The sequence below is a fragment of the candidate division WOR-3 bacterium genome (genome assembly GCA_016934535.1).
In the GTDB taxonomy this organism is placed as follows: domain Bacteria; phylum SDB-A; class SDB-A; order SDB-A; family SDB-A; genus JAFGIG01.
Genome location: JAFGSQ010000010.1, coordinates 42,325 through 68,004 on the forward strand (window position 1 = coordinate 42,325; position 25,680 = coordinate 68,004).

The following is a 25,680-nucleotide window of genomic DNA, read 5'->3' on the forward strand; positions in this document are numbered from 1 at the left end:
TTGCAAAGCCTACACAATCTTAGAAAACTCATAATAAAAAAACTTTACCGGGAAGAATTTTGTGAAGAAGACGGAAATATTTTTTTTGAATTCTACGGCAAAGATCTGGCTCGCGAAGACACGGACTGGATTGATGGAAAGATCGACACCATCAGCAAAAACCTTCAGGAAATCGACGAACTTATAAAAAAGAGTTTAATGAACTGGGACATCGAAAGGGTCGGAATTGTAGAAAGGCAGATACTTCGACTCTCCATAGCCGAAATCCTTTTTTATCCGGAGGTTCCGATTCCTGTCGCTATGGACGAAGCAATCAGACTTGGAAAAGAATTCTGCGGCTTGAAAGCGTCCTCTTTCATAAACGGAATTCTCGAAGCCGTTGCGAGGAAACCATCAAAATAGCAGTCTTTTCGGATATTCACGGTAATTTACACGCCTTCGAAGAACTGAAAAAGAAAATGTCCGCTCTTTCTCCCGATCTGACTGTTTTCATAGGTGATGCACTGGATTACTGTGCTTTTCCCAATGAATGCGTCAAAGGAGTTGAAGATATCTCCGACGTAAAGCTTCTCGGAAATCACGAAGCGTGCGTTCTTGAAAAAATAACGGATGAAAATTTCAATCCGGTCGCCAGGGAATCCCTCAAATGGACCAGAGGTGTTCTATCGAAACCAAACATGAAAATCATTTCTTCCTGGGACTTGACATACTCCGGTGTTTTTGGTTTTTGGAACACGTTTTTCGCCCACTGCACTTATTCTTCTCCGGATTCGTGGAATTACCTCTTCGGACTCAAAGAAGCAAAAACAGAGATGAAAAAAATCGGGAGCGACGGAGTCGATCTTGTTTTCATAGGCCATACCCATTTCCCGGCGGTATACATTACAGACAAAGACGAAAACACAAATTCGACAGATCTGAACCTTCACCCGGAAATTGACCTCGAGCGCGGCATGAGATACATTTTTAACGTGGGAAGCTCCGGTCAACCGCGTGACGGAAATTACATGCCTTCTTATGTGGTTTTTGATACGCTCAAAAACCTGGTTGTTTACAAACGTTTTGACTATGATGTCGAGTCTGCTTACAAGGAAATACTCAAGAGCGGACTGCCAAAAAATCTGGCTTCGAGAATTATTTTAGGAACATGAGAAAATTATACATAACAATTTTTGTTCTGGCTTTGCTGTCTTGCAGAGAAACCAAAAGACGCGAAATCACTTTAATGGACGACTCTCTGCCTTTCCAACCTCAACCTGTTTCAGAAACTCTAACCGGCGTTTTAGACTCCGGAGAATATCTGTCATCGCTTATTACGCGCGTTGCCGCATCAAGAATGAAAACCGGTGAGATATCCCTGATATTCGGACGGCTGTTCAAAACAGAACAATGCAGACCCGGCGAAAGTTTGTTTGTTTTCGTTGAAAAGGATTCTGTTGTGTGTTTTCTTTTCAAACGCAAAGAAGACCAGATGTACAGAGTTTTCAGAACAGATTCAGGCTGGAGAGGGGAAACGGTTGAAGTTGATGTTTCCTTCGTGCCCTTCGTCATTAAAGGCAAGCTGGACGCTCAAAATCCCTCTCTATGGCAGAGCATAATCAATGCCGGAGGCAACGACGACGTTGCAGCCGCGTTCTGCAACCTGCTCGAGTATCAGGCGGATTTCACATTCAGTTCTCGGGAAGGGGATTCTTTCGAGATACTGATATTCAAAAAATATTCCGGAGGATCCTGCATTGGCAGAACTTCAATAATTTCAGGAAACTACTGGGGAAGCAGAACTTCCGGAGAGGCTTATCTTTATCCTTATTCCCGTTTTTCTCATTTCAGCCTCGACGGGCAAAGTTCCCAGAGAAGATTTCTCAGTTCCCCTGTCTCATACTCGCGGATTTCTTCGGGTTTTTCACCGGCCAGATTTCATCCCATTCTTCAATATACAAGGGCGCACAGAGGTGTAGATTACTCTGCTCCCACCGGAACCCCTGTTTCCGCGATTGCGGCGGGCACTGTCGTCTTGTCAGGATGGTCCGGAGAAGCCGGCATCGCCGTCAGAATAAAACATTCGGGGGGCGTAGAAAGCGAATACTATCATTTGAGCAAAATAGCCGACGGAATTTCGATGGGAAAAAGAATCGAACAAGGTCAGTTAGTTGGTTTCGTTGGTTCGACCGGTTTATCAACCGGTCCTCATTTGCATTTCGGCATAAAAATCAACGGCACTCATGTGGATCCGCTCCCGGTTCTTGCAAGAGCTTCCGGAGAACCTCTCCCGGAAAATGAAATGTATGTTTTTGAAAAAGCAGTCAGATATTACGATATAATAAGCACGGTTGTTTCAGACCTCAGTTTTATTGAGATGGAGAAAACGGCGGCGGGATTTCCCGGATTCTGAATATGAATGCAGTTGAGATAAACGAACTTAAAAAAACATACAAAACGGGATTCTTCCCCAAAAAGATAAAAGCTCTTGACGGTCTTTCTTTCTTCGTCGGAAGAGGTAAAATCTACGGCCTTTTGGGTCCTAACGGAGCCGGAAAATCAACTACAATGAAAATACTGAGCGGATTGATCAATAAAGACGGCGGATCTGCAAAAATTTTTTCAGAGTCGGCTGGAACAATGAAATCAAAAAGCATAATCGGATTTCTTCCTGAAAACCCTGTCTTTTACTCTCATTTGACGGGAAAAGAATTTTTGTCTCTTTCATTCGCTCTGCTCGGAAAAACTCAAAACAAGCATACACTCGAAGTTTTACTCGAATCAGTCGGAATATCAAAATCATCGGAAAACCACATAAAAACTTATTCCAAAGGTATGCTTCAAAGACTGGGCATCGCTCAGGCTTTGGCAGGCGACCCGGAAGTCCTCATACTCGACGAGCCTCTTTCAGGCGTCGATCCTGTCGGAAGGGCGGAAATAAAAGAGATAATCAGAAAATTAAAATACGACGGAAAAACCGTCATCATATCAACGCACACGCTTCCGGACATCGAAGAGCTGGCCGACGACATCGGCATAATAGACAAGGGAAAACTTGTAATGCAGGATTCTTTGCTCAACATAACGTCAAAATACAGAAACGCTTTCACTCTGGTTGTCGAGTCCGGCAAAAACGACATCAAAAAGACAGTAACTTCAGCAGTTCCGCAGAACTGCGGCGAAAACCTTTGGAAGATAGAAGGAAACAGGGAAACGCTTGAGAAAGTTATGAAGACATGCCAGACGGAAAATGTAAAAATCATTCAATACGGCCCTTCTCTATCTCCCCTTGAACAGACTTTCGTGGATTTGATGGGCGCAAAATGAAAAAGGTGTTTGTTCTCGCTGAAGTCACATTCAAAGTTCTTCTCAGAGAAAGGTCTCTTTATTTCATTTCTGTTTTTCCTGTTTTAATGAGCTTGATGCCAGTGCTTATTAAACCACTCGTCCTCGGAGAATACGAAAAAATTCTTTATGATTTTTCCAACGCCACTTTTCTTTTGACCGGAATTCTCGTAGCTGTTGTCACGGGGACAACAGTTATACAGACTGAATTCAAGCAAAGGACGATATATCTTATCCTTTCCAAACCTGTCAGAAGAGATCATTATCTGATAGCCAAATTCCTGGGCATGTACTGGAGTATATTTATTCTGGAAATATTCATTGCTCTTCTTTTTGCCGTTGTTTTTATAATGACCAAGGTGCCTTTACGTCTCGAATTCTGCCTAAATTTTATCTTTATCCAGCTTCAGCTTTTAATAGTCTGCGCTTTGAGTGTTTTTTTCTCTTCTTTCGCGACTCCGATTACCGGCGCCGTGTTCACTTTTCTTACAGTGCTTTCCGGGTTCTATCTTTCTTCAGCCTTGAATTTCAGCGACATAAGTCATAAATTGAACCCTCTGACAAAGTTTGTTGTCTCCTTATTAGCATACATTTTACCGGCTTTTTCGGAAATTGACATTAACATCCTCGCGTACAAAAGGATCCCCCTGGGATATGATTTCGCTCTTTCCGCTGTTTCATATTCTCTGTTTTACGTTATTTCATGCCTGGCTTTGTCAATCATCTTTTTCGAAAGGAAGGAATTTTTCTGAGCTTTCTTGAAGCACTTAGAAGCTACCCTTCTGTTCTGCTTGGAACGTACTGGTTTTTTCTCGGAACATGTCTCGGTTCATTTTCAAACGTCTGCATATACAGAATGCCGAGAAAAATTTCCGTTGTGAAATCCCGGTCTTTTTGCCCGGAATGCGGAAAAAAAATACATTTTTACCTGAACATTCCCGTTGTTTCCTATTTGCTGCTCCAGGGAAAATGCCGTTACTGCAAAAAAGCTATCTCTCCGCGTTATCCCCTCGTCGAATTATCGGTCGGAATACTGTTCTTGTATTCTTTTGTTTTTTTCGGAACGACTCTCGACGCCGTCAGAATATCCGCTCTGCTTTTTTTTCTTTTCACGGTTTCTGCAACTGACACCGACAGATATATCGTGCCTGTAAAACTGACTTCGGCTGGAATTGTTTTCGGCCTCTTGACTTCGTTTATCAAAAACGGTTTTGTCACCCCCCTCGAAAGCCTTGCGGGGACAGCAATAGCAATTGGTACAGTCGTCTTGTTCAATGATTTGTTTTCAGCCTTATTTTCTAAAAACGGACTCGGTGACGGGGACGCGAGCGTTGCCGGATTGATAGGAGCTTACACCGGCTGGAAGGCTTCGTTTTTTTCCTTGTTTTTCGGCTCTGTTTTTGGGCTCATTTTTTCGCTGGCTCTTATGGTTTTTTTTAGAAAAAACGTCGAAAAAGACTGGCGGGATCCTGAACCGAGATGGAAAAAAATACCTTTTGTTCCTTTTATTTCAGCGGGTTTTCTGATTTGGACCGTATTGTCTAAATATTTGACGATTGATTTTTCTTTTTGATCACTTTTTAACTGAAATCTCAAGTTGTCCGTTTCTTTCTTCAATGTTTATTGTGTCTCCGGGATTTATGTCTCCCTTGATTATCTTTTCAGCCAGCACGTTTTCAACGTTTCTTTGAAGATATCTTTTTATCGGCCTCGCGCCGTATATAGGATCGTAAGCCTCCGACGCTATCATTTTTTTGGCATTTTCAGATATAGCAATGTTGTTTTTATTTTCTTTCAGCCTTTCTCTTATTTTTTCAATCTGTAAATCAACTATCTTTTCGACCTGTTCGACTGTCAAGGGCATGAACATGACGACTTCATCAACTCTGTTGAGGAATTCAGGCTTGAAATGGTTTCTCAGTGCGTCGAGAACGTCCTTTTTGCGTTCGTCGAACATATATCCGTCTTTTCCCATGCCTTCTACGAGCAGAGCGCTGCCTATATTGGAAGTCATAATCAGTATCGTGTTTTTGAAGTCCACTGTCCTTCCTTTATTGTCCGTGAGTCTTCCGTCGTCCATAATCTGCAAGAGCGCGTTGAATATATCCGGATGAGCTTTTTCAATTTCATCGAAAAGTATTACGCTGTAAGGCTTTCTTCTGACGGCTTCCGTCAACTGCCCCCCCTCGTCGTATCCGACATACCCCGGAGGAGCGCCTATGAGTTTGGAAACCGTGTGCTTTTCCATGTACTCCGTCATGTCAATTCTTATGAGGTTTTCTTCCGTGTCAAAAAGCACTTCAGTCAAAGCTTTCGCAAGTTCGGTCTTTCCCACCCCGGTAGGACCGAGAAAAATGAAATTACCTATCGGTTTCGAAGGATCTTTGAGGCCGGCTCTCGCTCTCAATACCGATTTTGAAAGAGCGGAAACCGCCGGGTCCTGTCCAATTACTCTTTCGTGCAGGAGTTCTTCAAGCTTCATCAGCTTTTCTCTTTCGCCTTCGATAAGCTTATTGACTGGGATACCAGTCCAAAGAGAGACAACTCCGGCGATCTCTTCCTCCGAAACTTCTTCTCTCAAAAGCCTGCCTTCCCCTTTATCTGATCCGGCCTCGAGCGAAGCGAGTTCTTTTTCAAGATTCAGAAGTTTACCGTATCTAAGCTCAGCGGCTTTGTTCAGGTCGTATTCCCTTTCGGCTTTATCCGACTCAGTGCGGACCCTTTCAATTTCTTCCCTGACCTTGCCTATCCGGATTATTTGTTCTTTTTCCTGAGACCATTTTTTCCGCAGCTTTGAATATTTGTCTTTGTTTTTTTCAATGTCTGTTTCGATTTCGGCAAGTCTCGCTTTGCTCGCTTTATCTTTTTCTTTTTTCAAGGCTTCTCTTTCTATCTCTAGTCGGGTGATTCTCCTGTTCAGGTCGTCTATCACAGACGGCATACTGTCAATTTCAGATCTGATTTTTGCTGCGGCTTCGTCTATCAGGTCGATGGCTTTGTCAGGGAGAAACCTGTCAGATATGTATCTGTGACTCAAGACAGCCGAAGCAACAATTGCGCTGTCGAGGATTTTTATTCCGTGATGAATCTCAAACTTTTCTTTTAGGCCTCTCAAGATCGATATCGTATCTTCTACTGAAGGTTCGTCTACCAGGACCGGTTGAAAACGCCTTTCGAAAGCGGCGTCTTTTTCAATGTGTTTTCTGTATTCGTCTATTGTTGTGGCTCCGATACAATGTATTTCACCTCTTGCAAGAAGAGGTTTTAGCATGTTACCGGCGTCGATTGATCCTTCGGCTTTTCCAGCGCCCACGACTATGTGAAGTTCATCGATGAACATGAGAATTTTGCCTTCCGATTTCTGAACTTCATTTAAAACGGCTTTAAGTCTTTCTTCAAATTCCCCCCTGAATTTCGCTCCGGCTATTAGCGATCCCATGTCTAGGGCAAAAATCTTTTTGTCTTTCAAGCCCTCGGGAACATCGCCTCTTTCTATTCTTTGAGCGAGGCCTTCAACTATCGCAGTCTTGCCGACTCCGGGGTCGCCTATTAGGACAGGATTGTTCTTTGTCCTTCTCAAAAGGATCCTCACGACTCTTCTTATCTCTTCGTCTCTGCCGATAACCGGATCCAGTTTGTTGGACCGTGCGAGTTCTACAAGTTCGCGCCCGTATTTCTTCAAAACGTCGTAAGTCGCTTCAGGTTCAGCGCTGGTCACTCGCTGACTTCCTCTCATTTCCATGAGCACTTTCAAGAATTTTTCTCTGTCAATTCCGAATTCGTTAAGTATCTTTCTCGTCCTCTTGCTTGCGTCAGATGTCATCGCCAGAAAAATATGCTCCACGCTGACGAATTCATCTTTCATTTTCTGTGCTTCTTCAAACGAATCTGCAAGTATCAGATTAAGATCCGATCCGATTCCCGGAGACAAGGCACCGCTTTGACCGGTCACGGAAGGATATTTCATTATTTCTTTCTCGGTTTTTTCAGCCAGACCTTGAACGTCCGTGTTCATCCTCATTAATATCTGAGGTATGAAACCGTTTTCCTGCTGAATCAAAGCCAGAAGAAGATGCTCGGGTTCTATTATCTGATTCGCTCTTCGTGAAGCTTCAATCTGGGAAGAGTGAACGGCCTCCTGTGCCTTTGTTGTCAATTTATTAAAATCCATTTTTTCCCCTTTTATTTTAAAAAATACACGCTTTTGCATGTTACGCAACCCTCTTTTGTCTTGAAAACGCTTGTCACGAAGAATATAATAATCTATATTTCGTGCTATGCAGGTAAAATTGTCGGGTATAACATCGTTTGCGGACTCCGAAAAAGCCAAACAAGCGGAAGCCATGGCGACGTCTTTTGCCAGGTGCAGCAGGTCCTCCCTTTCTCTTTTGGAATTACGTAATCAAGCGCTGGCCGACGTCGAAAGCGCGAGAAAATCAAACGAAAAAATCATTTTTGAAATGGGGCACAAATCCATCGCCGAACACGTCTGCCTCAATTTCGATTTATCCGGAATTACCAGATTCGCCGCCGAATTCATTGAACATCACAGGTTGGCGTCGTTCACCGAAAGATCTCAGCGCTACATGAACATATTTGAAAAACCGGTTGTACCTTATGAATTTCAGGAGCCCGAAAAAAAGAAAGATTTTTTGGACATCTCGGAAAAATCAACTGCGCTTTACGAAGAACTTTCTGAAAATCTTGAGAAAAAAAACCCTTCCAGGGGTGATCCTTCGAAAGAAGACTCACGATACGCACTTACTTTGTCAGCTCCGACTCAATTGGGGATGACGGTCAACGCAAGATCTCTCGAGCATATAATTGTCACGCTCAGAAACTCCGGCCTCGCTGAAACAGAAAACATCGCCGGCCTGCTCGAGTCCGAAGCAAAAGAACACATCCCGTCTCTCATAAGGCACACTGCAGGAGCAACGGCACAATTGGCAGTAAGACCGATTTCCTCATCAAACGTGAATTCAGAGGCCGTAAAACTCGTCTCGTTCACTGAAAATGCCGATTCAAAAATCGCTTCGGGTTTGATTTTTGAGTCAGAAGGCGTTTTCCAGGAACCTGAAAAACTGTCCGAGCAGAGAAAAAAAGAAGTGATTTTAAATATTTATAAAAACCTGAACGTTCACGATCCGCTTCCCCGTTCTTTTGAACTCGCCGACTTCACTTTTTCTATAAATCTTTCTTCCTGCGCTTTCGCTCAGCTTAAGAGACACAGAATGATGACTTTATTAAACAGCTTACCTGATCCCGCCCTCGGATTCGTCATCCCGGAATCAGTAATTACAGCCGGTTATGAAAGCAAATTCCGCGAGCTGTCACTTCAATCGGAAGAAGCTTGGAAAAAAGACGGAATGAAAATATCATCTTCGTATCTTCTCGCAAATTCATTTAAAAGAACAGTACTCGTAAGGATGAATGCACGGGAACTTTGCCATTTTTCAAGATTGAGGATGGACAGTCACTCTCAATGGGAAATAAGAAAATTGGCCGACGATATAATCGGTCTGGTTTTTGAAAAAGCGCCCTTGTCTTCATTGTTGTGTTGCGGCAAAGACTCTTTTGAAAAAGTCAAAACTTCTCTCACCTCATCTCAATTTAACCGGTTTTCAAAGCGTCATTCTAAATAGATTTTTTTGCGGAGCTAAGAATGTCAGAAAATGAACAAAAAGCAGCCGAAATCCTGAACAAAAAACTCACCCTGGAGGGGAGAGAGCGTGAAATCTCCATGCTTGTTGCAAAACTGCAGTACACTCTTTCAGGTGAAGGGATATTCGCTCTTGTTACGGGTGCAGACGGAATAGGAAAAACCCGTTTTCTCGAAGAATTCCGATCGAAAATCCTCTGCCCTCCTTTCATAGTTCTTCACGGTAAAGCTTCGGGAAAAGTTACCTTCATGTCCGTGTTTTCCTTTTTGATAAGCTCTTTTCTGAATTCTCAAAAAGGAAAATCCAAACTAATCGCTTCGCTGATCCCTGCCGACACCGCAAGGATCATATCCGCTTATTGCCCTTTGATTTCCGAACATTATCCGTATTCCGTTCTAAAAGTACCCCCGGCCGGAAAAGAAGCCGTTTTTGATTCTTTTTTAAAAATCATAAAGAAAATATCCTCATTGTGGCCCCTGGTAATAGTTATTGACGATGCGGATTATATGGACTCAGGTTCAATCGAATTTCTCGAATATCTGGGATCCAACATCTATGACTGTTCCATCTTTGTGATTGCCGGCGCACTAAACACAGGATTTCTCTCTTCAGCCAGATTTTCTTCCGAACTAATCGTATTGAAACCTTTGGATGTGAAAATGGTGGAGGATTCACTACGTTGTTTTTTTCAAAAACATATTAACCGTGAATTCGTAGAATGGGTTCACTTCCAAACAAAAGGAATTCCTTTTTTCATTGACGAAATTATAAAAACTCTCTTGCGGTCAAACATAATATATTACAAAGACGGGACATGGAAAGTTGACGATTTCTATGAGGACGTAAAACTTCCGGAAAACGTCGCTGTTTTTTTGAAAGAGAAATTTGAAAAACTTTCAAAAGAAGAATATGCTTTGCTTTCTTCGGTTTCAGTCCTGGAAAGCGCTTTCCCGGAACAGGCCGCCGTATTTATTTCAGAAAACATTGTTTCCGACCCGATTAAGACGATTTCGTCACTCGTGAATAAAAATTTTCTTGTCAAGGACGAAAACTCTCTGACCGATTTTCAAAATCCGCTGATTCGAAAAGCGATTTTCGAAATCACAAAAGAAAGTGACAAAAAACGATCCCACAGAAAAGCAGCCAGGTTTTTCTCGAAAGGTAAATTTCAGGACCCGCTTTTAGAAACCTACCATCTCACGAGGTTTTTGACGTCTGATGAATATAATATTCCACTCGCAAAGAAAATTGAAGCGGCCGCCGATCATTACAAAAAAATTCAGAATTGGGAAAGTGTTGCGGAATACATGAAAATGCTGGTTCAATTGATGAAAGAAATTCCAGAATTCAGTGATACCGACGTTCTTGAAGTCCAATCAAAGCTGCTTATAATTTTCTCTAACCTTAAATCTGAAGCCTTTAATGAAAAGCAATACACGGATTTAATAACCCGGCTTTTTTCGGCGGGTCTTATTCAAGACGCTGTCTCTTTGTCAAACTTCCTTTCGAGGAATTATCTCGAAAGATTCGAGTATAAAAAAGCCAGGAAACTGATGGACGAGACAATCTCCCTTATACCGGAGAGAATGAAAGAAGAAAAGTGGAAACTGAAATACAACAACTGCCTTTTACTCACAAAACAGGGACATTACACAAAAGCCTCTTCTGAATGCGAAATCCTGATAAAAGAGATCGATTCAAAAATAAGCCCGTCAGGAAAATGGTACCCGATGAATCTTTTAGGTTCGATATTTTTTCTCACGGGTAAACTACAAAAAGCGCGTAACATATATGAGCTTTCTGTTGAAATAGCCGACAAAGCCGGTGATAAAAACAGCAAAAGCGTCTCTTTCGGAAATCTTGGTCTGGTTCTTCGCGAAATCGGGGAAATCGACCTCGCTCTGAAATTCACGAGAGAGAGCTTTGAATTATTCCATGAAACAGGAAATACAATGAAAATCGCCAAAACTCACGATTTTCTGTCGAGCTTTGCTCTCATAAAACAAGATTTAGCCCTTTCAAAAATGCATTCTTTTACTTGCAGGGAACTTGCCGAAAAAAAGGGGATGAGTGCACTCGTTCTTGAATCCAGAATCAAACTCTGCCGGATACTGCTGGAAGAGATGGATTTCAGCGGAGCCGAAAAAGAATTTTTGGACATCTCGCGTGAGCATTTCGGAGAATTGGAAAGTTCGTTGAAAACCGAGCTCTCTCTTACAGGTTCGTATATACAGCAGGAAAAACGCCAATTTAATGAAGCCATGAACTCACTTGAACAGACGCTTGAACTGTGTAAAAAAAACAAGATGAAAATCCTCGAGGCAGTCGTTCTTTCGAGAAAAGCTCAAATTCGGGCTCTTCTCCGCAACCCCAAAAAAGCGGTCGATGAATTCATTTTGGCTGAAAACATACTTAAAAAATCAGGAGCGGTTTTCTCTCTCGCAAGGCAGAAAGCCGAATTCGGTCTGTGTTTAAAAGGTGAAAAAGGGAACAAGTATCTTCTTGAGGCGTTTGATCTTTTCGAAAAGATGCGTTTGCCTGAACAGACGGAATATTTCGCCGCCAGATCCGGTTTGAAAACGCCTTTTCCAAACCTTTCTTTGACCGGAGTTAAAAAAAAATCAAAGAGTAAAAAACTTAAAATAACCACCTTCGGCGGTTTGACGGTGGAAGACACTGAATTGAAAAGAGTTTTTTCAGACAGGGAATGGGGATCGAGAAAAGCGAAGGAACTTCTCGCCCTCCTGCTGGTTTTTTCCGGTAGTAAAGGCGCGACTAGAGAAATGCTTGAAAATCAGCTCTGGCCTGACAAAGGACCCAAAGAATCCCAAAACAATTTTCACGTTACCCTGACGCATTTAAGAAAGACAATCGGCGCAGAAGCAGTTATCTGCGAAGAACCTTTTTACAGGCTCGACAACAGTAAATTCACCGTAGATTGCTACGAATTCGATAAAATACACGCTTTTTTCGAACAGGAAAAAAACAGAGCTAAATCTCATTCTGCCGAACGATACGCGAGAGAAGCCGTCAGTCTTTACAAAGGGGATTTTCTTCCGGAGATGTACGCTCTTGCAATTGACGACGAGCAATTGATTTACAGAGAAAAAATCAAAGAAGCCTTATTGTGGCTCGCTCAGATAGCCGCGGACAGAAGCGACATCAACGAACTTAGAAATTTTTCTCATACTCTTCTCTCCACGGATCCTTTCGACGAGAGAGCACACAGATTTTTGATGGAATCCTACATTCTCGCGGGCGACAGGAACAGCGTTTTGAACCAATACAAAAGACTTTGCAGGCTTCTGGATGCCGAACTCGGCGTTACACCGGAACAAAAAACCCGCGATCTTGTAAAAGGCATCGAAGCCACTTAAGCTTTTAATTAAATTTTAATACCCTTTCCTTATAATATTTTTGTAATGAAGAACAGTTTGATAATGTGTCCCCGCTGTCATTATTTGGGAAGAAATAATGAATCGGCATGCCCTTACTGCGGCGATAACATGATATCCTGTTGCCCGCATTGCGGAACCCCCGTGAGGTCTCCTTTTGCAAAATACTGTTTTATCTGCGGAAAAACGCTTTTTTGCATGAATAGCGAAAACACTCAGGAACCAGGAGGAAAAAGAGATGCTTAAAATTATGGTCTCGCTGTTTTCAGCGGCGATCCTCCCAAGCATTTTGCATTCGGCCGTTTTTTACGTCAACGACGAATCCTCTTTTCAGAACGCTCTTATTATTTCGGCTTCGAACGGACAAAACGACACGATTATAGCTGCCGCAGGAAATTATGATTTGACATCCGCATTGTTGTATAACTCTGCTGAAAGTTACGGTGTTTTTATTGCCGGAGCTGGTTCAGACTCTACTGTCCTTACCGGCGACGGTACATTCAGACTGCTGAGCGTTGTTTCAGTTTACTCGACCGAAGACATCGCAATTAACGGAGTGGGTTTCTCTCACGGCGGTAACGCATCTAACGGAGGAGGCGTTCTTGTCGAAACATCATCAAGCCGAATATTCATGTCGAATTGTATGTTCGAACAATGCCAGGCTCAGGAAATTGGCGGCGGAGCCGCTCTGATAACCAATTCCGGAGACATCTTTGTTACCGACTGTCATTTTGACGACAACACGTGCGCCAATGACGGAGGGGGCCTTAACGCAGGATCAACCTCCGGGTCTATAGCATTGACGAACAGCACTTTTAACGGCAACAGGGCAAACGGTGACGACGCCGGGGGAGCATTGCTGTATTGCGAGAACGGATCGGCATCAGCAACCGGAAACAGTTTCTCTGGAAATTACGCTCAAGACGGCGGAGGCGGTTTGTTTACTTATTTTTTAGGCGCCAACAGCTCTCTTTTTGCTCAAAACAACACTTTCACGGCAAACCATGCGGTTCTCGACGGAGCCGGATTTTTTGTCAGAGTGAATGACAGCGGATCTGTCTGCATCAGTTCAAACAATTTCATCGGCAACACGACGACGAACTGGAACGGCGGAGGAATATCTCTTCACCTCAATTCCGGTACTCTCAACTTTTCACAAAATCAATTTAATTCAAATTACTCGGGCGAAGACGGAGGAGGAGCCTGGATATGGATAGGAACCGGAACGTCTTCCATACAGGATAATATTTTCAGCGCAAACACGGCGCAGGACAATGGAGGAGGAATCTCTTTTACGTCGGATTTTGCCGTGTCGGTATTGGCGGGGAACATTTTTTTCAGGGATTCTGCGGGGAATGTAGGAGGAGGACTCTCGGCGGCTTCCGCGTCGGGGTCGATTTTACTCGACCGTTCGACCTTTTTCGCCAACAGAGCTTTGGAAGGCGGCGGTATCTATTATTATTCCGAACAATCAACTTCAGTTTTTGTCTGCAGAAACATAATCTCGTGGAGCGATTTACCCAACGCTTTTTCATATTCCTCTCCCAACTCTGTCTCCGTCATATATTCCGATTTACAGGGTGGAACGGGAAACCAGTGGTTCGGAACAGGCTGCATAGAGCAATACCCCATATTTGCCGACACAGAGTCCGCGAATCTTCAAATTACATGGGCAAATTTCCCTTTGCACGACAGCACGAGATCTCCTTGCATAGACGCCGGCGACCCTTCTTCTTCACCTGATTTGGACGGAACGAGAGCAGACCAGGGCGCATTGTACTACAATCAGCTCACTTACGTCGAAGAAATCAATCGTGACTCTTATTTCAGCTGCGACCCTTTTTATTTTCTCAGCGACGGCCGAGGGAATGTCTTTATCCGCTTTTCAGAATATTCAGGTGAATTCATAGAAGTGTTTGTTCTTGATGTTTCAGGGAGAAACGCAGGCTTTTATTACAGAGGCGTTCTTCAAAATGATTCACCCGAAATTTCCTTCTCTGCGGCAGATCTTTGTCCGGGTGTTTATTTCGTATCAGTTCAAAAAGAAGGAACATGTTTTTTTCGCAAAATGTCAAAAATAAACCCTCTGTAACCCCTTTTCACATCTGATTGTCACAGCGGAAAATCACTGTAAAAATTTTCGTGTTCAATATTGTGCCGTACGTTATATAATCAATTTTAAATACCTGAAGATATTCTGTGAATTTAATCAAACTTAGAAAAAATGCCGAAAAAAAAGCGGTACGCGGTTATCCCTGGATATGGGGCAATGAAATTGACCTGGTCTCCTCTTCTCTCACGCCCGGTTCCATCGCCGACGTGTATGATTCGGAAAATAAATTTCTCGGAAAAGGATATTACAATCCCTCATCTTCAATCACCGTTCGTTTTCTAACGAGACGCGACGAGCCTATCGATCTCGCTTTTATCAAGAGAACTATAAATAAAGCGTGGCATCAGAGAAAGCTGATATACCCGCTGGAAAATTGCCTTCGGGTCTTTTTTTCTGAAGCAGACGGTATTCCCGGCCTTGTTATTGACAAATACGAAGACGCCGTGGTTTTTCAGCTGTCAACCCTCGGCGCTGACAAGATGAGAGATCTCATTCTGGAGTCCGTCATCGAAATTTTTAATCCGTCTTTTGTCGTCGAAAGATCTGACTCTCCAATCAGGATCAAGGAAGGGCTCGAACAATTCAAAGGTTGCGTTTACGGCAAAATTGACAGGAAAAAACCGGTGAAAATCAACGGAGTTTTATTTTCTGTTGACCTTCTAGAAGCTCAGAAAACAGGATTCTTTCTCGATCAAAGAGAGAACTACACTCTGCTTTCCGGTTTTTCCAATTCAAAAAGAGTTCTCGATGCTTTCTGCAACAATGGAGCCTTCGGAATCCATGCTGCCTTTTACGGTGCAAAAGAAGTCGTTTTCCTCGATTGTTCAAAAAAATCCCTCGAAACAGCTGAAGAAAATTTTTCTCTGGGCTCATTTAGCGCATCGGCTTACTTCGTGAAGGCCGACGCTGTTTCGTATTTAAAAAAAATGGAAAAGACCGGAGAAAAGTTCGACGTAATCATTTTAGATCCTCCGGCTTTCATTAAAGACAGAAAAAAAATCAAACAGGGTGTTAAAGGATACAAAGAAATCAACATGCGTGCCATGGACATGCTTTCAGATGAAGGATTTCTCGTCAGCTGTTCCTGCTCACAGCATCTGGACGTTTCGTCTTTCATCGGCATGCTCAAATCCGCATCGGCCGACCGTAGAACAAGTTTCGACCTTCTGTCCCTGACATTTCAGCCGAAAGATCACCCGGCTCTCTTGCCCATGGAAGATTTTTGGTATCTGAAATGCGCTGTTTTAAGAAAAACGGGATTCAATAACCGTATTTTTCCCTGAAAGCCTTTATTTTGCCCTCTTTATCCCCGAGATTTTTAACGACGTCGAGATATTCACCCGCTTTTTTGAAGGAGTTGCAATCCGCAAAAAGGCAGGCGATATTATAGGCTATCTCGCTTCTCAGGGATGGATTTCCCAATTTTTCGGATCTTTCGAAAGCCTTGTCGAGATAATCGTGGCTTTTTGAAAAATCGTTTATTCTCCTGTAAAGCTTTGCTATTTCGAAAAGAATTTCGGTCTCGATTTCCAAATCGTTCCGTATTTCGCAGAGTTTTAATGCCTCGTTGTAATATCTGACAGCTTCCTCGGCCTCCGACATCCTGTATTTCAAATCTCCAGTCTGGCAAAGTGCTTTTATTTCCCAGCCAATGTTCCCTGTCTCTTTGGCCAATTCGAGATATTCTCTGCTGTACTTCCACGCCTCGTCAAATTTGTCTTCGTGTTTTTTCATTTCGCTGATATTGAGAAGACTGTAAGCTTCGCCTTCTTTTATTCCCGCTTCCCTGAATATCTTCATGGCTTCAGTAAAATGTTTTTCGGCATCGACTATTTTTCCCTTGATGGCTTCCAGGTTGCCGAGATTTATCTGCGCTCCGGCTTTCTCTTCGTTAAATTCGTTCTTCAGGGCGATTTCGTAGCTTTTGTCGAAACATCTTTCGGCTTCTTCGTATTTTTTCTGCTGCGCCAAAATTGCCCCTATGTTCGACAGGGCCAAAGCTTCAAATTTCTTGTCACCGATGTCTATCGCTATATTTTTGGCTTTTTCGTAGCTTTCGAGGGCTTCTTTGAAATCTTTCTTTGTCGCATGAAGGACGCCCATGTTGCCGAGTGTTCTGCTCTCCATGCTTTTTTCACCCGCTTTTTTCGCGTATTCGAGCGCTTTTTCAAAGCAAAGCAACGCGTTGTCAAATTCCCTTTCTCCGAGATATACCGTCCCGAGTTCGTTGTTTGCGTCGGCAAGAGAATTGTCACCGCCTGATTTTTCAAAAATCTCAATGACGTTCGAAATCCTGTCCCGTGCCTCTTTTAATCTGCCTGTCTTTTTGAGTATCCTGCCCTCGGTCAACTCGGCTTCAGCCATTTTCTGGTCATTTCCTTCTTTTTTGTGATGTTCCGCGAGTTTTCTGCATATCCGCAATAATTCGTGATTGGCATTTTTTTTGAGCATTATCTTCATATATTCGTGTGCGTATTCCGCCCATTTTCTCCATTCTTCGGCTTTCTCCGACTGTTCGACAAGAAGCTTCGTGTGCATTTCAAGCCCTCTGGAAAGTTTCGTTTCAGCGACTTCGAAAATCTCTTTGTGAAGTTTTTTTCTTTCCGAAGGCAAAAACAATTGGTAGGCCGCTTCTCTCAGCATGGCATGCCTAAACATGTATATATCTTCGTAATTGAGTTCTCTGGCAATGATCTGCCCCTGCTCTCCCTTGTCGAGGAAAAATTCTAATTCTTCCTTTATTCCTTCGTCTATAATGGACCTCAGGATGTCTACGAGAAATCTTTCTCCTATGACAGCGGCTTTCTTTATTATTTCGCGCAGTTCGTAGTCCATCGAGTCGAGTCTCGCCGTCAGAAGATCGCAGAGAGAATCAGGAAGTCTTTCAATTTTCCCCGATATTTCCATAGGGGAGCCCTTGAGCATGTCCTGTTCTTTTAAAAATACGATAGTTTGTTCGAGGAAAAAAGGATTTCCCTGCGTGTTGTCGAAAAGATAATTTTTTGCCGCTTCAGACGGTTCTCCGCCTGCAATCTGTTCGAACATTTTTACAATAAGGTCCTGCGTTTCAAACGCACGAAGATCTATTTCCGTCTCTTTTACTCTTCTGTCGAGATTTATTCTCGGTTTGCCTCCTTTTTCGTCAAATCGTGAAGTGCATATGACGGCAAAAGGGTAATCGGGCACGTTTCTTGTTGCGGCTGAAAGCCAATCGATCGTCAATTCGTCGACATTCTGCAAATCATCCACGAATACAATCAAAGGCGTTTTCCTCGACAGAGCTTTTATGAATTCTTTCAGCGCAAAAATCTGGTTTTCTTTTTTTCTTTCTTCGCCTTGCATTTCGTAGATTTCATCGGCGGGAGGCATTCCGATTATATCTGCAATGGCCGGGGTTTTCTTCGAAGACCATTGTATGCCGGTTTTTTCAATTTCATCCATGAGTTTATCAGCCGACAAATAATTTTTGTCGAGATTGAAAAAATCTATAAGCCATTGCGACACGGGAAACCATGGATACCTGGACGTGTCTTCGCATTGGAGATGCATCACCGTAATCGCTGTTCCTTCTCTTTTGTATTGTTCTATAAGCTCCCACACAAGCCTGCTTTTTCCAATGCCTGCGTCACCGTATATGTAGCAAACTCCCGCGTTTGTTTTTTGACCGACAATACACGAAGTAAAATCGGTTAATCTTCTCAATTCATTATCCCTGCCCACCATTTTGTATTTGAAGACAATGCCCCTGCTTTCCTTAAGATTTTCTATTTCAAATATTTTCTCGGGGGTTGACCTGCCCTTAAAGAGCATTTCCTTGTAAGGCTTGAAACACGCGTCTTTATCGGTTCTCGATTTAACTCTTTCTGACGCTAAAATTTCTCTCTCTCCGCAGGCGCTCATTATTCTCGCCGAAGTATTGACAACATTTCCGAGGCAAGTCCATTCGAATCGTTCGGATCCGCCCGTTCTTCCGGCATAAACAAGTCCGCTGTCAATACCCGCCCTCAGGTTGAATCCGAGGCTCTTGATCTTCAGTGAAAATTTAACGGCGAGGTCTTCGGGATTTTCCTTGGCATCGGGCGCTCCGAACAAAACCATAGCCACCGTCCCTTTGTCTCCGTAATCCACTTTGTTGAGGAAACCGCCGTATTTAATTGCCGTTTCATAAATGTTCCTTATGACCTCGTCCTGTTTTGCCGTTTCAGTTTCGTCTATCTTTATGAAAACGGGGGTAGCGTGCCGGAGTTCTCCTCTTTCACCGGCTTTCATTACTGACTCAGACACAAATTTTGCGACTATTTCGTCAGGAACGGACAATTTCACTTCTTCGTTCTGCGGCATGACTGTTTTCAAGCTTCCTTTCCAGCCGATTTTTCCCGCCGTGACATTCTCTGCTTCCCTTACTGCCTCCGATATGGCATGGCCGGTGAAAAGATACGAGTTTAAAGTCCCGTCTAATGCGATGACCCTCCAGTCTATACCTCCGGCTCCCACGCCGCATTTGCAGGTGAAATTGAGTTCACCAAGTTCCGTCTCCCGCCTGCCTTCCCTTTCGAAAAAATAAGTCAATATAACGGCAGCGGAATATGCTTTTTTCCCGTCGTCCCCGGGGAAAATCGCTGTAAAGGCGTCTCCGGCAAACGTAGTTATGTGGCCTCCGTATTTATGGACAGTTTTGACAGGCAAATCAAAAACCCACAGAATCTGTCTTGAGATTTCTTCGGCGCCAGCGTCTCCTTTTTTGAAGAACATCTCTGTCATTTTTGTAAAACCGCCAAGATCAGTGAAAAGAGCTGAGCCCTGCGTAACTCCAGAAAGCTCACCCCTGGAAAATTTATCTGAAAGAAAAAACGGCAAACAGCTGTTCATCATGTGGCCGCCTGCAATGAAATCAGTGTGTTTCGGATTTCTTCACCGCTTAAATTTTTAAAGCTGTCAGAGTTTTTGCACGCGTGCGCTATATACGACAAAGCGCCGAGGTGCATTTCCGGAGAAAGCGTCGGGGAAACGAGAAGGATAATTACATTTACTTTTTTCGCCTTTTTCCCCCACGATATTCCTTCTTCTGAAATTGCTATGACAATTTTCGGCTTTTTCATTATTCGCAGTCTGCAATGAGGAAGCACGACTCCATCCGAGAGGATTGTCTCCTGCAGATTTTCTCTGACATTCGAAGCGTCTATCACAGCCATTCGGTCGGGGAAAAATCCCTTTTTCTCGCCCTCTCGCGCCAGTGCGTCTATGGTCATTTTCCTGTCATAAATTCCGTCGAGGCGGATGCAGGAGATGTCATCTTTACTGAAACGATGGCGTTTCGGCAAAACTCTCGGACTCTTTACCATATCTTCTTCACCGATTACCCATGTCTGCCATTTTTTTATGTATCTTTCAGTGACAAAAACCCCGAACACTGAAAATAATACAAGGGAGGGAATGACTATGTCCGCGACAGTCTGCCCTTTTTCACCGAGAATGCTGACGAGAAAAGCCGATTCCACCGCCGCGACGCCGTCCTGAGGAACCATGAGCGGAGGTACGCAATTTACTATTTTCGGTTCATTTTTCATAAGTTTCAAAACGAATTTTACACTGACGTACTGAGAAACGCCTCTGCTTATTATGTAAATTAAAATCGGCGAAAGAATTGGCGTGCTGAACTTTGCAAAATCAATCTCCGCTCCGATAAGAGCGAAGAACAGCAGGTTGAAAGCGGGCATAATGTTCTCGATTTTCATAGAGTCAAAGGCCATCGATCCCGAAAAATTTGATATCAGCGCTCCTGCGACCAGAACCGCTATGAGAAAAGGCAGGTGGAGAAGTATTGATAATCCTGTAATGACGGTTACAATCCCCGCTACAGTCAAAAACATCTCCATGGAAGGAGCCGGGTGCTCGGAAAGAAGCCTGACCATAAAAAAATCCATGCGCCTCTTTTTATCGCTATTTCCGATCCCGTGAATCAGGATCCAGAGAAATACGAACGCCCCTATGCCTATCAATACAGCCACACCGATGTCTTTGGTGGTTTGCGTAAAGGATAGTTCCCCGCCTGTCTGTGTTTTTATCTGAATTAAAACGGAAAAAATGAGTATTGCGAAAAGGTCGACTATGGCCATGATGTTTCCTATTATATTTCTTATGTCTCCTTCGATTTCATATCTGTTCATTATCGCAAAAATAATTGCCGGAGACTGAGCTATTGCTATAGACGCTATGAGAAGGGATATAAACAAATCTATTCCGGATTCTTCAAACATCTTCCCGTAAAAATAAAATGAGAAAAAAACCACAGTAAATGTCATTGCGACGTTGGCGATCGAAACCCAAAAAACTTTTTTCAGGATTTTTCTCATTCTTGTGAAATGAAGTTCTTCCCCTATGCCGAAAGCGATCAGCGAAAGGAAAGCAAATATAATAAATTGAAAAGAAACAAATTCTTTCGAATATACTTCGGCAACTTTGTCGGAAATGTTTCTCATAACGAGGATAGTGAGAGGACCTATAACGATTCCGCCCAGTATCTGTCCGATTATCTCGCTGATTCTCATCCTTCTTGCCACTCTTCCGCCGAGGTTTCCCGCAAGAATCAGCAATCCGATTGTCAGTATGTGAAGACCGTAGCTATTCATTGTACAGTATGTACTCGATGGAATCCGCTTTGTAATACAGTGTCTTGGCTCTGACCGTATCTCCTCCCTTTTCCAGAAGTCTTGCGTAAGCTCTCCAAAGCTCAGGATCTTCAGGTCTCTTTTCGGACAACAGCCTGAAAAGCCTTTCAGCTTTCACAAGATCTGCCTGCTCTTCGTTTACTGCGGCGAGAGAATATAGAAAACGGATGTTATCCGGTTCGATTTGCACCAAGCGTTCAAGAATGCCCTCGGCATCGGCAAGTTTTCTTCTCTGTTGTAATAAAAGAGCGAGTGAATACCGGGCGTAAACGTCTGAGGAATCCGAAAGGACAGCTTTTGAATAAAAATACTCCGCTTTTTCAAGGTCCCCGATCTTCCTGTAAATGTTTCCCATGGCCAGATTCCCATGAAAGTTCAGTGAGTCAGCGACAATAGATATTTCGGCCGCCTCGTGAGCTTTCTCTGTTTCTCCGCATGCAAACAGAGCCCTGGCGTACAATCCGTTCGCCGTTGGAGATTCCGGGTTTATTTCAACCGCTTTTTTACTCTCAGAAAGAGCCTTTTTAAGAAGCTCCCGTACTTCATCGGTATCTTCATACTCTGTTTTCAGTCTGTTTATCTGTTCCAGATGGAAGGCGGCTGAATCTATGAGTTCGTCGAAGTTCGCTCTTTTCGAACAGTTCAGCAATATGCCTGACAGTAAAAACCCGGCAAACAATTTATATTTCACCTGTTTCCCCCTTAAAAACTTCTTCGGCTTTGCCCGAAATGAAAACGACGCCGTCGTCATTTTGAGAGATCGTTATATTCCCTCCTCTCTGTTCCGCCACTGCTTCTTTTTCAATTCTATTAATTCTCCTGAGAACTGAAAAAGCAGCGGCGGCTCCGGTTCCGCAGGAAAGTGTTTCTCCCGCGCCCCTCTCGTATACTCTTTGAGAAAAACGGTTCCTGTCGACGATTTTTACCGCCGAAACATTGACGCCGCCTGGAAATACGCCTGATGAAGAGACACAGTCAAAAAGCGATTTCAAATCAGTTTGAAAAACATCTTCGACAAAAACCACCGCGTGAGGGTTGCCGATTGAAACGCAGAAAAACTCTCCCGTAGATCCGCAATTGAGCTTTGCGGGAAATGCGTTTCCTGGCTTTAAAGATTCAAAATCAGGCTTTCCGATTGAGGTTTTGATTAAAGCTTTGTTTTTTCCGTCGTAATCAAGTATCTCACAAATTTTTTCTCCTGAATCCGTGTATACTCTGAAGTCGATTTTTCTCAAAACATTCATGTAAAAATACAAAACAGCAGACCTAAGTCCATTTCCGCACATTTCAGCAGGCGAGCCGTCACTGTTGAATATTTTCAATTTGAAATCGCATGTTTCATGGTTGCTAAGCAGTAAAAGGCCGTCGGCGCCTATTTTCATCCTTCTGTCGCAGAGTATTTTCGAGAGTTCTCCCGGGGGAATCCCCATAAGTTCTTTGTTGAAGAGGTCTATAATGATGTAATCATTCCCTGCGGCCTGATATTTATAAAAAACCATTGACAGGCTCCTCTTCATTAATTTTAAAACCGGTAAAATCCGGTTTAATTTTGACTGTTTTCTTTATTCTGCACGAATTCCATAACAAATTCAAGTTCATAGTTTGAAAAAATAAAACTGTTTTTATGTTAGAAAGAATTGTTGACTATCAATAAAAAATAATACCTGCGTATTGAATCATTTTTTGTTTTAATATAATATTAATCGGAGGGCCATTGGGAAAAAAAACTGTTCTGATTGTTGAAGACGAAAACTTAATTTCTCTGAGAATAAAGCTTGTTCTGGAACAAAACTCATTTGAAGTTATTGACGTAGTAGATTCAGCTGAAAAAGCTTTAAAAGTTCTCGAAAATTCAAAACCGGACATTATCTTGCTCGACATTCTTCTGTCTGGCGAGATGGACGGAATTACTGCTTCTTCCATTATTAAAGAAAAACATGACATACCCGTCATTTTTCTCACGGCAATAAAAGACAGCGAGCAGCTCGAAAGGCTTGCAAAATGCGACCATTACGGCGTAATTTACAAGCCTATTGAAGACAACGAAATAACGGCGACCATAGAAAAAGTTTTATCTTGCGGAAAAAAAGGATCTTCCGGCAATTCTGAAGATCGAACCACCGAAAACCCGGAATTATTTATTGAAAATATACTGAATGAAAAATCATTAAATCTCATCAACTCTATAACTCTGTTCCTGGACAGCAACGGTTACCTGCTCAAGATCAACTCCAGAGCCGAAGAAGTTTTCAAAATTAAATCAGATGAAATCACCGGTAAGAAACTTGATTCCGTTTTTGACATAAAAAGCGTAAAAAGCTGGAAACAACCGGCCAAGATATTGAAAGATCTCCTCGACAACGGGGACATCGAAATGTTTTCGACTTTCGTTGAACTGAACTTTAATGACATTGTTTTAGGTGTTTCAAAAATGAGCTCTGCTGTAAAAGATCCCGGTGGAAAAATCTCATTTTTCATTATCATACTCGAAGACAAACATTTCGAGGAAATCATGGACAATTTTTACAGAATTAGCTCTGAAAGAATCAAGGCTATAATTAACAACATCGGCGAAGGAATAGGAGTTGTCAACGGCGATGAAGTTTTTGTCTTTTCAAATCCAACAGCGGACAGAATTTTCGGAGTTTATCCACAAAGCCTTATTGGAAAAAATTTGAAGAGTTTTCTTTCTCGCGACCACTATCAGCTCGTTCTTTCCGAAACCGAAAAAAGAAAATTACTAAAAAAAACCACATATTTTATCGAAATTTCCCGTCCGGACGGAGAAAAGAGAATTTTAAGCGTCACCGCTACACCCGAGACCGATAAAAACGGCACTTTCGTCAGTTCCATTGGTATTTTTACTGATATTACCGAGAAGATCAAACAGGAAAAAACCATGAAAGAAGAACAGGAAAAACTCAGGCATCTCATCAACGGCAGCAGAGATATACTCTACTCAACAGACATCGACGGGAACATTGTTTTCATTGGACCTCAAACCAAAACTTACAATCTCGCTCCAGACGACGTAGTAGGTAGAAACATTCTCGAATTCATCCATCCCGACGACAGAGAAAGAGCTATGCGGGAATACGAACAAGTCATGAAAACGGGAAAATCATTTCCCTCGGAGGTCAGATTGTTGGACAGGGAAGGCGCTGTTCATTGGTTTGAGGACTACGGAAACCCTGTTTTCGACGGTAAAGGAAATGTCAAGGGCCAGGTAGGCATGCTCAGGGACATAACCGAGAGAAAAAGAATTGAAAATGAATTGACTAGCGCTGTTAAAGAAAAGGAAATTCTGCTTCACGAAATACATCACAGGGTCAGAAATAATCTCGAAGTCATATCGAGCCTTCTTCAACTTCAGGCTTCCACAGTCGGTGACGAAAAACTCGCTGTTTTACTAAAGGAAACCCAGAGCAGGGTTTTAAGCATTGGACACGTTCACGGTCTTTTGTATCATTCCCAGAATTACTCGACAATAGAGTTCTCTAATTTCATAGACATATTGACGGAGGAAAACTCCCTGACTTTCAGAAAAATGGTCAATCAGCTCGAAATAATCAAAGATTTGAAAAAGCTTTCAATAAGTATAGACAAAGCAATACCGGCGGGTTTGATAGTTAATGAAATAATGATGAACTGTATGCGTCATGCTTTCGTCGGAATGGAAAATGGAACTCTCTGGATTTCTCTCGGTTCCCGAACCGAGAACCTTGAAGAAGGGAAAACAGTTGATTTCGCTGAAGTAAAGATAAAGGACAACGGTTTGGGAATTCCGGAAGAAACTGACATCAACAGAGCAAAAACGCTCGGAATGACAATTATTAAACTTCTGACAAAACAGCTCAACGGTGAAATATCATTGAAAAAAGAAAACGGAACTGAAATCTGTCTGAAATTTCCTCTTTAATTCCGCAGTTTAAATTAACTTGCTGTTCAGGTTATCTTTTAATTCCGTGAATTCTGTCCGCTTCCTTTTGTATAATTTCACTGAATTTTTTTGATTCTTCCTGATTGTAAAGAGGGCTCTGGGGATCTGAAACTCTCGGTGTCCAATAGCTTTCCATTTCGAGCCATTTTGAGTGGCTGTAGCCGTGATTGTTCAAAACTGCCATGAAATCAATTTTTTTTTCGGGATCCTGCGGATCTTTTAAATAAGCCATTTCTGCATGAATGACCGAGTAATCCTCGAGTGATCCCGGAGCGCCTCCCCCTCTTTTCTTTTCAAGTGCGGCCCGGTATAACGGCATAAATGCCATAGCAGTCTTGCCCATGTCTTTTGGATCGCTCATCGTGGCCGTGTATCCTTGTTTGGCTTTCTTCCAATCTTCGACAGAAACGCCTTTAGATTGGGCAATTTCCGCTTCTTTATTCTCGTCTCCGGCTGTTTCAGACATTAATGCGCAAAGTTCAGCGTATTTTTCGAGAGAGATCAAATCACTCAAATTGCCTCCTTTATAGTTTATCCTAATATAACAGAAACCGCCCCATCAGTCCATTTTCAGCGAAAA

17 protein-coding genes are annotated in these 25,680 nt (G+C 42.8%); 11 read left to right on the forward strand and 6 right to left on the reverse strand.

Annotated features, from left to right (window positions below; translation table 11 throughout):
* Genes nusB through JXL83_02005 form a run of 6 tightly spaced genes read left to right on the forward strand, consistent with a single transcriptional unit; the run spans position 1 to position 4,897 of the window.
* Positions 1-402: a transcription antitermination factor NusB gene (gene nusB / locus JXL83_01980; protein MBN2362881.1), complete on the forward strand. Its 402-nt coding sequence runs from the start codon at positions 1-3 to the stop codon at positions 400-402.
* A complete protein-coding gene (locus tag JXL83_01985; GenBank protein ID MBN2362882.1) occupies positions 330-1,151 on the forward strand; it encodes a metallophosphoesterase in 822 nt (273 codons plus the stop codon). Before nusB ends, JXL83_01985 begins: the two co-directional genes overlap by 73 nt.
* The gene (locus JXL83_01990; protein ID MBN2362883.1) at positions 1,148-2,392 is read left to right on the forward strand and encodes a M23 family metallopeptidase; all 1,245 of its coding nucleotides are present in this window, start codon (positions 1,148-1,150) and stop codon (positions 2,390-2,392) included. The genes JXL83_01985 and JXL83_01990 overlap by 4 nt, the downstream gene beginning before the upstream one ends.
* A 2-nt stretch (positions 2,393-2,394) precedes the next feature.
* Complete coding sequence (locus tag JXL83_01995) at positions 2,395-3,306, forward strand: ABC transporter ATP-binding protein (protein ID MBN2362884.1); 912 nt, start codon at positions 2,395-2,397, stop codon at positions 3,304-3,306.
* On the forward strand, positions 3,303-4,076 hold the full coding sequence (locus JXL83_02000) for an ABC transporter permease (GenBank protein MBN2362885.1): 774 nt from the start codon (positions 3,303-3,305) through the stop codon (positions 4,074-4,076). Before JXL83_01995 ends, JXL83_02000 begins: the two co-directional genes overlap by 4 nt.
* On the forward strand, positions 4,028-4,897 hold the full coding sequence (locus JXL83_02005; protein MBN2362886.1) for a prepilin peptidase: 870 nt from the start codon (positions 4,028-4,030) through the stop codon (positions 4,895-4,897). Before JXL83_02000 ends, JXL83_02005 begins: the two co-directional genes overlap by 49 nt.
* Here JXL83_02005 and clpB read toward each other — a convergent pair whose 3' ends face one another.
* Positions 4,898-7,495 (reverse strand): ATP-dependent chaperone ClpB, encoded by a 2,598-nt coding sequence (gene clpB, locus JXL83_02010; protein MBN2362887.1) that lies wholly within the window; start codon positions 7,493-7,495, stop codon positions 4,898-4,900. It lies immediately after the preceding gene.
* Between the two features lie 106 nt (positions 7,496-7,601).
* Between clpB and JXL83_02015 the strand changes: the two genes are divergently transcribed.
* The 4 genes from JXL83_02015 (at position 7,602) to JXL83_02030 (ending at position 15,775) form a co-directional block, all read left to right on the forward strand.
* Positions 7,602-8,966, forward strand: coding sequence for an FAD-dependent thymidylate synthase (locus JXL83_02015; GenBank protein MBN2362888.1), 1,365 nt, complete (start codon positions 7,602-7,604; stop codon positions 8,964-8,966).
* Between the two features lie 20 nt (positions 8,967-8,986).
* On the forward strand, positions 8,987-12,361 hold the full coding sequence (locus tag JXL83_02020; GenBank protein MBN2362889.1) for an AAA family ATPase: 3,375 nt from the start codon (positions 8,987-8,989) through the stop codon (positions 12,359-12,361).
* A gap of 256 nt (positions 12,362-12,617) precedes the next feature.
* Positions 12,618-14,471, forward strand: coding sequence for a right-handed parallel beta-helix repeat-containing protein (locus tag JXL83_02025; GenBank protein MBN2362890.1), 1,854 nt, complete (start codon positions 12,618-12,620; stop codon positions 14,469-14,471).
* A 107-nt stretch (positions 14,472-14,578) separates the two neighbouring features.
* Entirely contained in the window at positions 14,579-15,775 is a 1,197-nt protein-coding gene (locus JXL83_02030) for a class I SAM-dependent rRNA methyltransferase (GenBank protein ID MBN2362891.1), read from the forward strand.
* Here JXL83_02030 and JXL83_02035 read toward each other — a convergent pair.
* Genes JXL83_02035 through dapF form a run of 4 tightly spaced genes read right to left on the reverse strand, consistent with a single transcriptional unit; the run spans position 15,753 to position 22,659 of the window.
* Positions 15,753-19,364 carry a tetratricopeptide repeat protein gene (locus JXL83_02035; GenBank protein ID MBN2362892.1) on the reverse strand — a complete coding sequence of 1,204 codons (3,612 nt, stop codon included), beginning with the start codon at positions 19,362-19,364 and terminating at the stop codon, positions 15,753-15,755. The genes JXL83_02030 and JXL83_02035 overlap by 23 nt on opposite strands.
* The gene (locus JXL83_02040; GenBank protein MBN2362893.1) at positions 19,361-21,121 is read right to left on the reverse strand and encodes a cation:proton antiporter; all 1,761 of its coding nucleotides are present in this window, start codon (positions 21,119-21,121) and stop codon (positions 19,361-19,363) included. The genes JXL83_02035 and JXL83_02040 overlap by 4 nt, the downstream gene beginning before the upstream one ends.
* On the reverse strand, positions 21,114-21,851 hold the full coding sequence (locus JXL83_02045; GenBank protein MBN2362894.1) for a tetratricopeptide repeat protein: 738 nt from the start codon (positions 21,849-21,851) through the stop codon (positions 21,114-21,116). Before JXL83_02045 ends, JXL83_02040 begins: the two co-directional genes overlap by 8 nt.
* Complete coding sequence (gene dapF / locus JXL83_02050) at positions 21,841-22,659, reverse strand: diaminopimelate epimerase (GenBank protein ID MBN2362895.1); 819 nt, start codon at positions 22,657-22,659, stop codon at positions 21,841-21,843. Before dapF ends, JXL83_02045 begins: the two co-directional genes overlap by 11 nt.
* Before the next feature lie 215 nt (positions 22,660-22,874).
* Between dapF and JXL83_02055 the strand changes: the two genes are divergently transcribed.
* A complete protein-coding gene (locus tag JXL83_02055; GenBank protein ID MBN2362896.1) occupies positions 22,875-25,079 on the forward strand; it encodes a PAS domain S-box protein in 2,205 nt (734 codons plus the stop codon).
* 31 nt (positions 25,080-25,110) lie between these two features.
* Here JXL83_02055 and JXL83_02060 read toward each other — a convergent pair whose 3' ends face one another.
* Entirely contained in the window at positions 25,111-25,614 is a 504-nt protein-coding gene (locus tag JXL83_02060) for a hypothetical protein (GenBank protein MBN2362897.1), read from the reverse strand.
* Positions 25,615-25,680 lie beyond the last annotated feature (66 nt).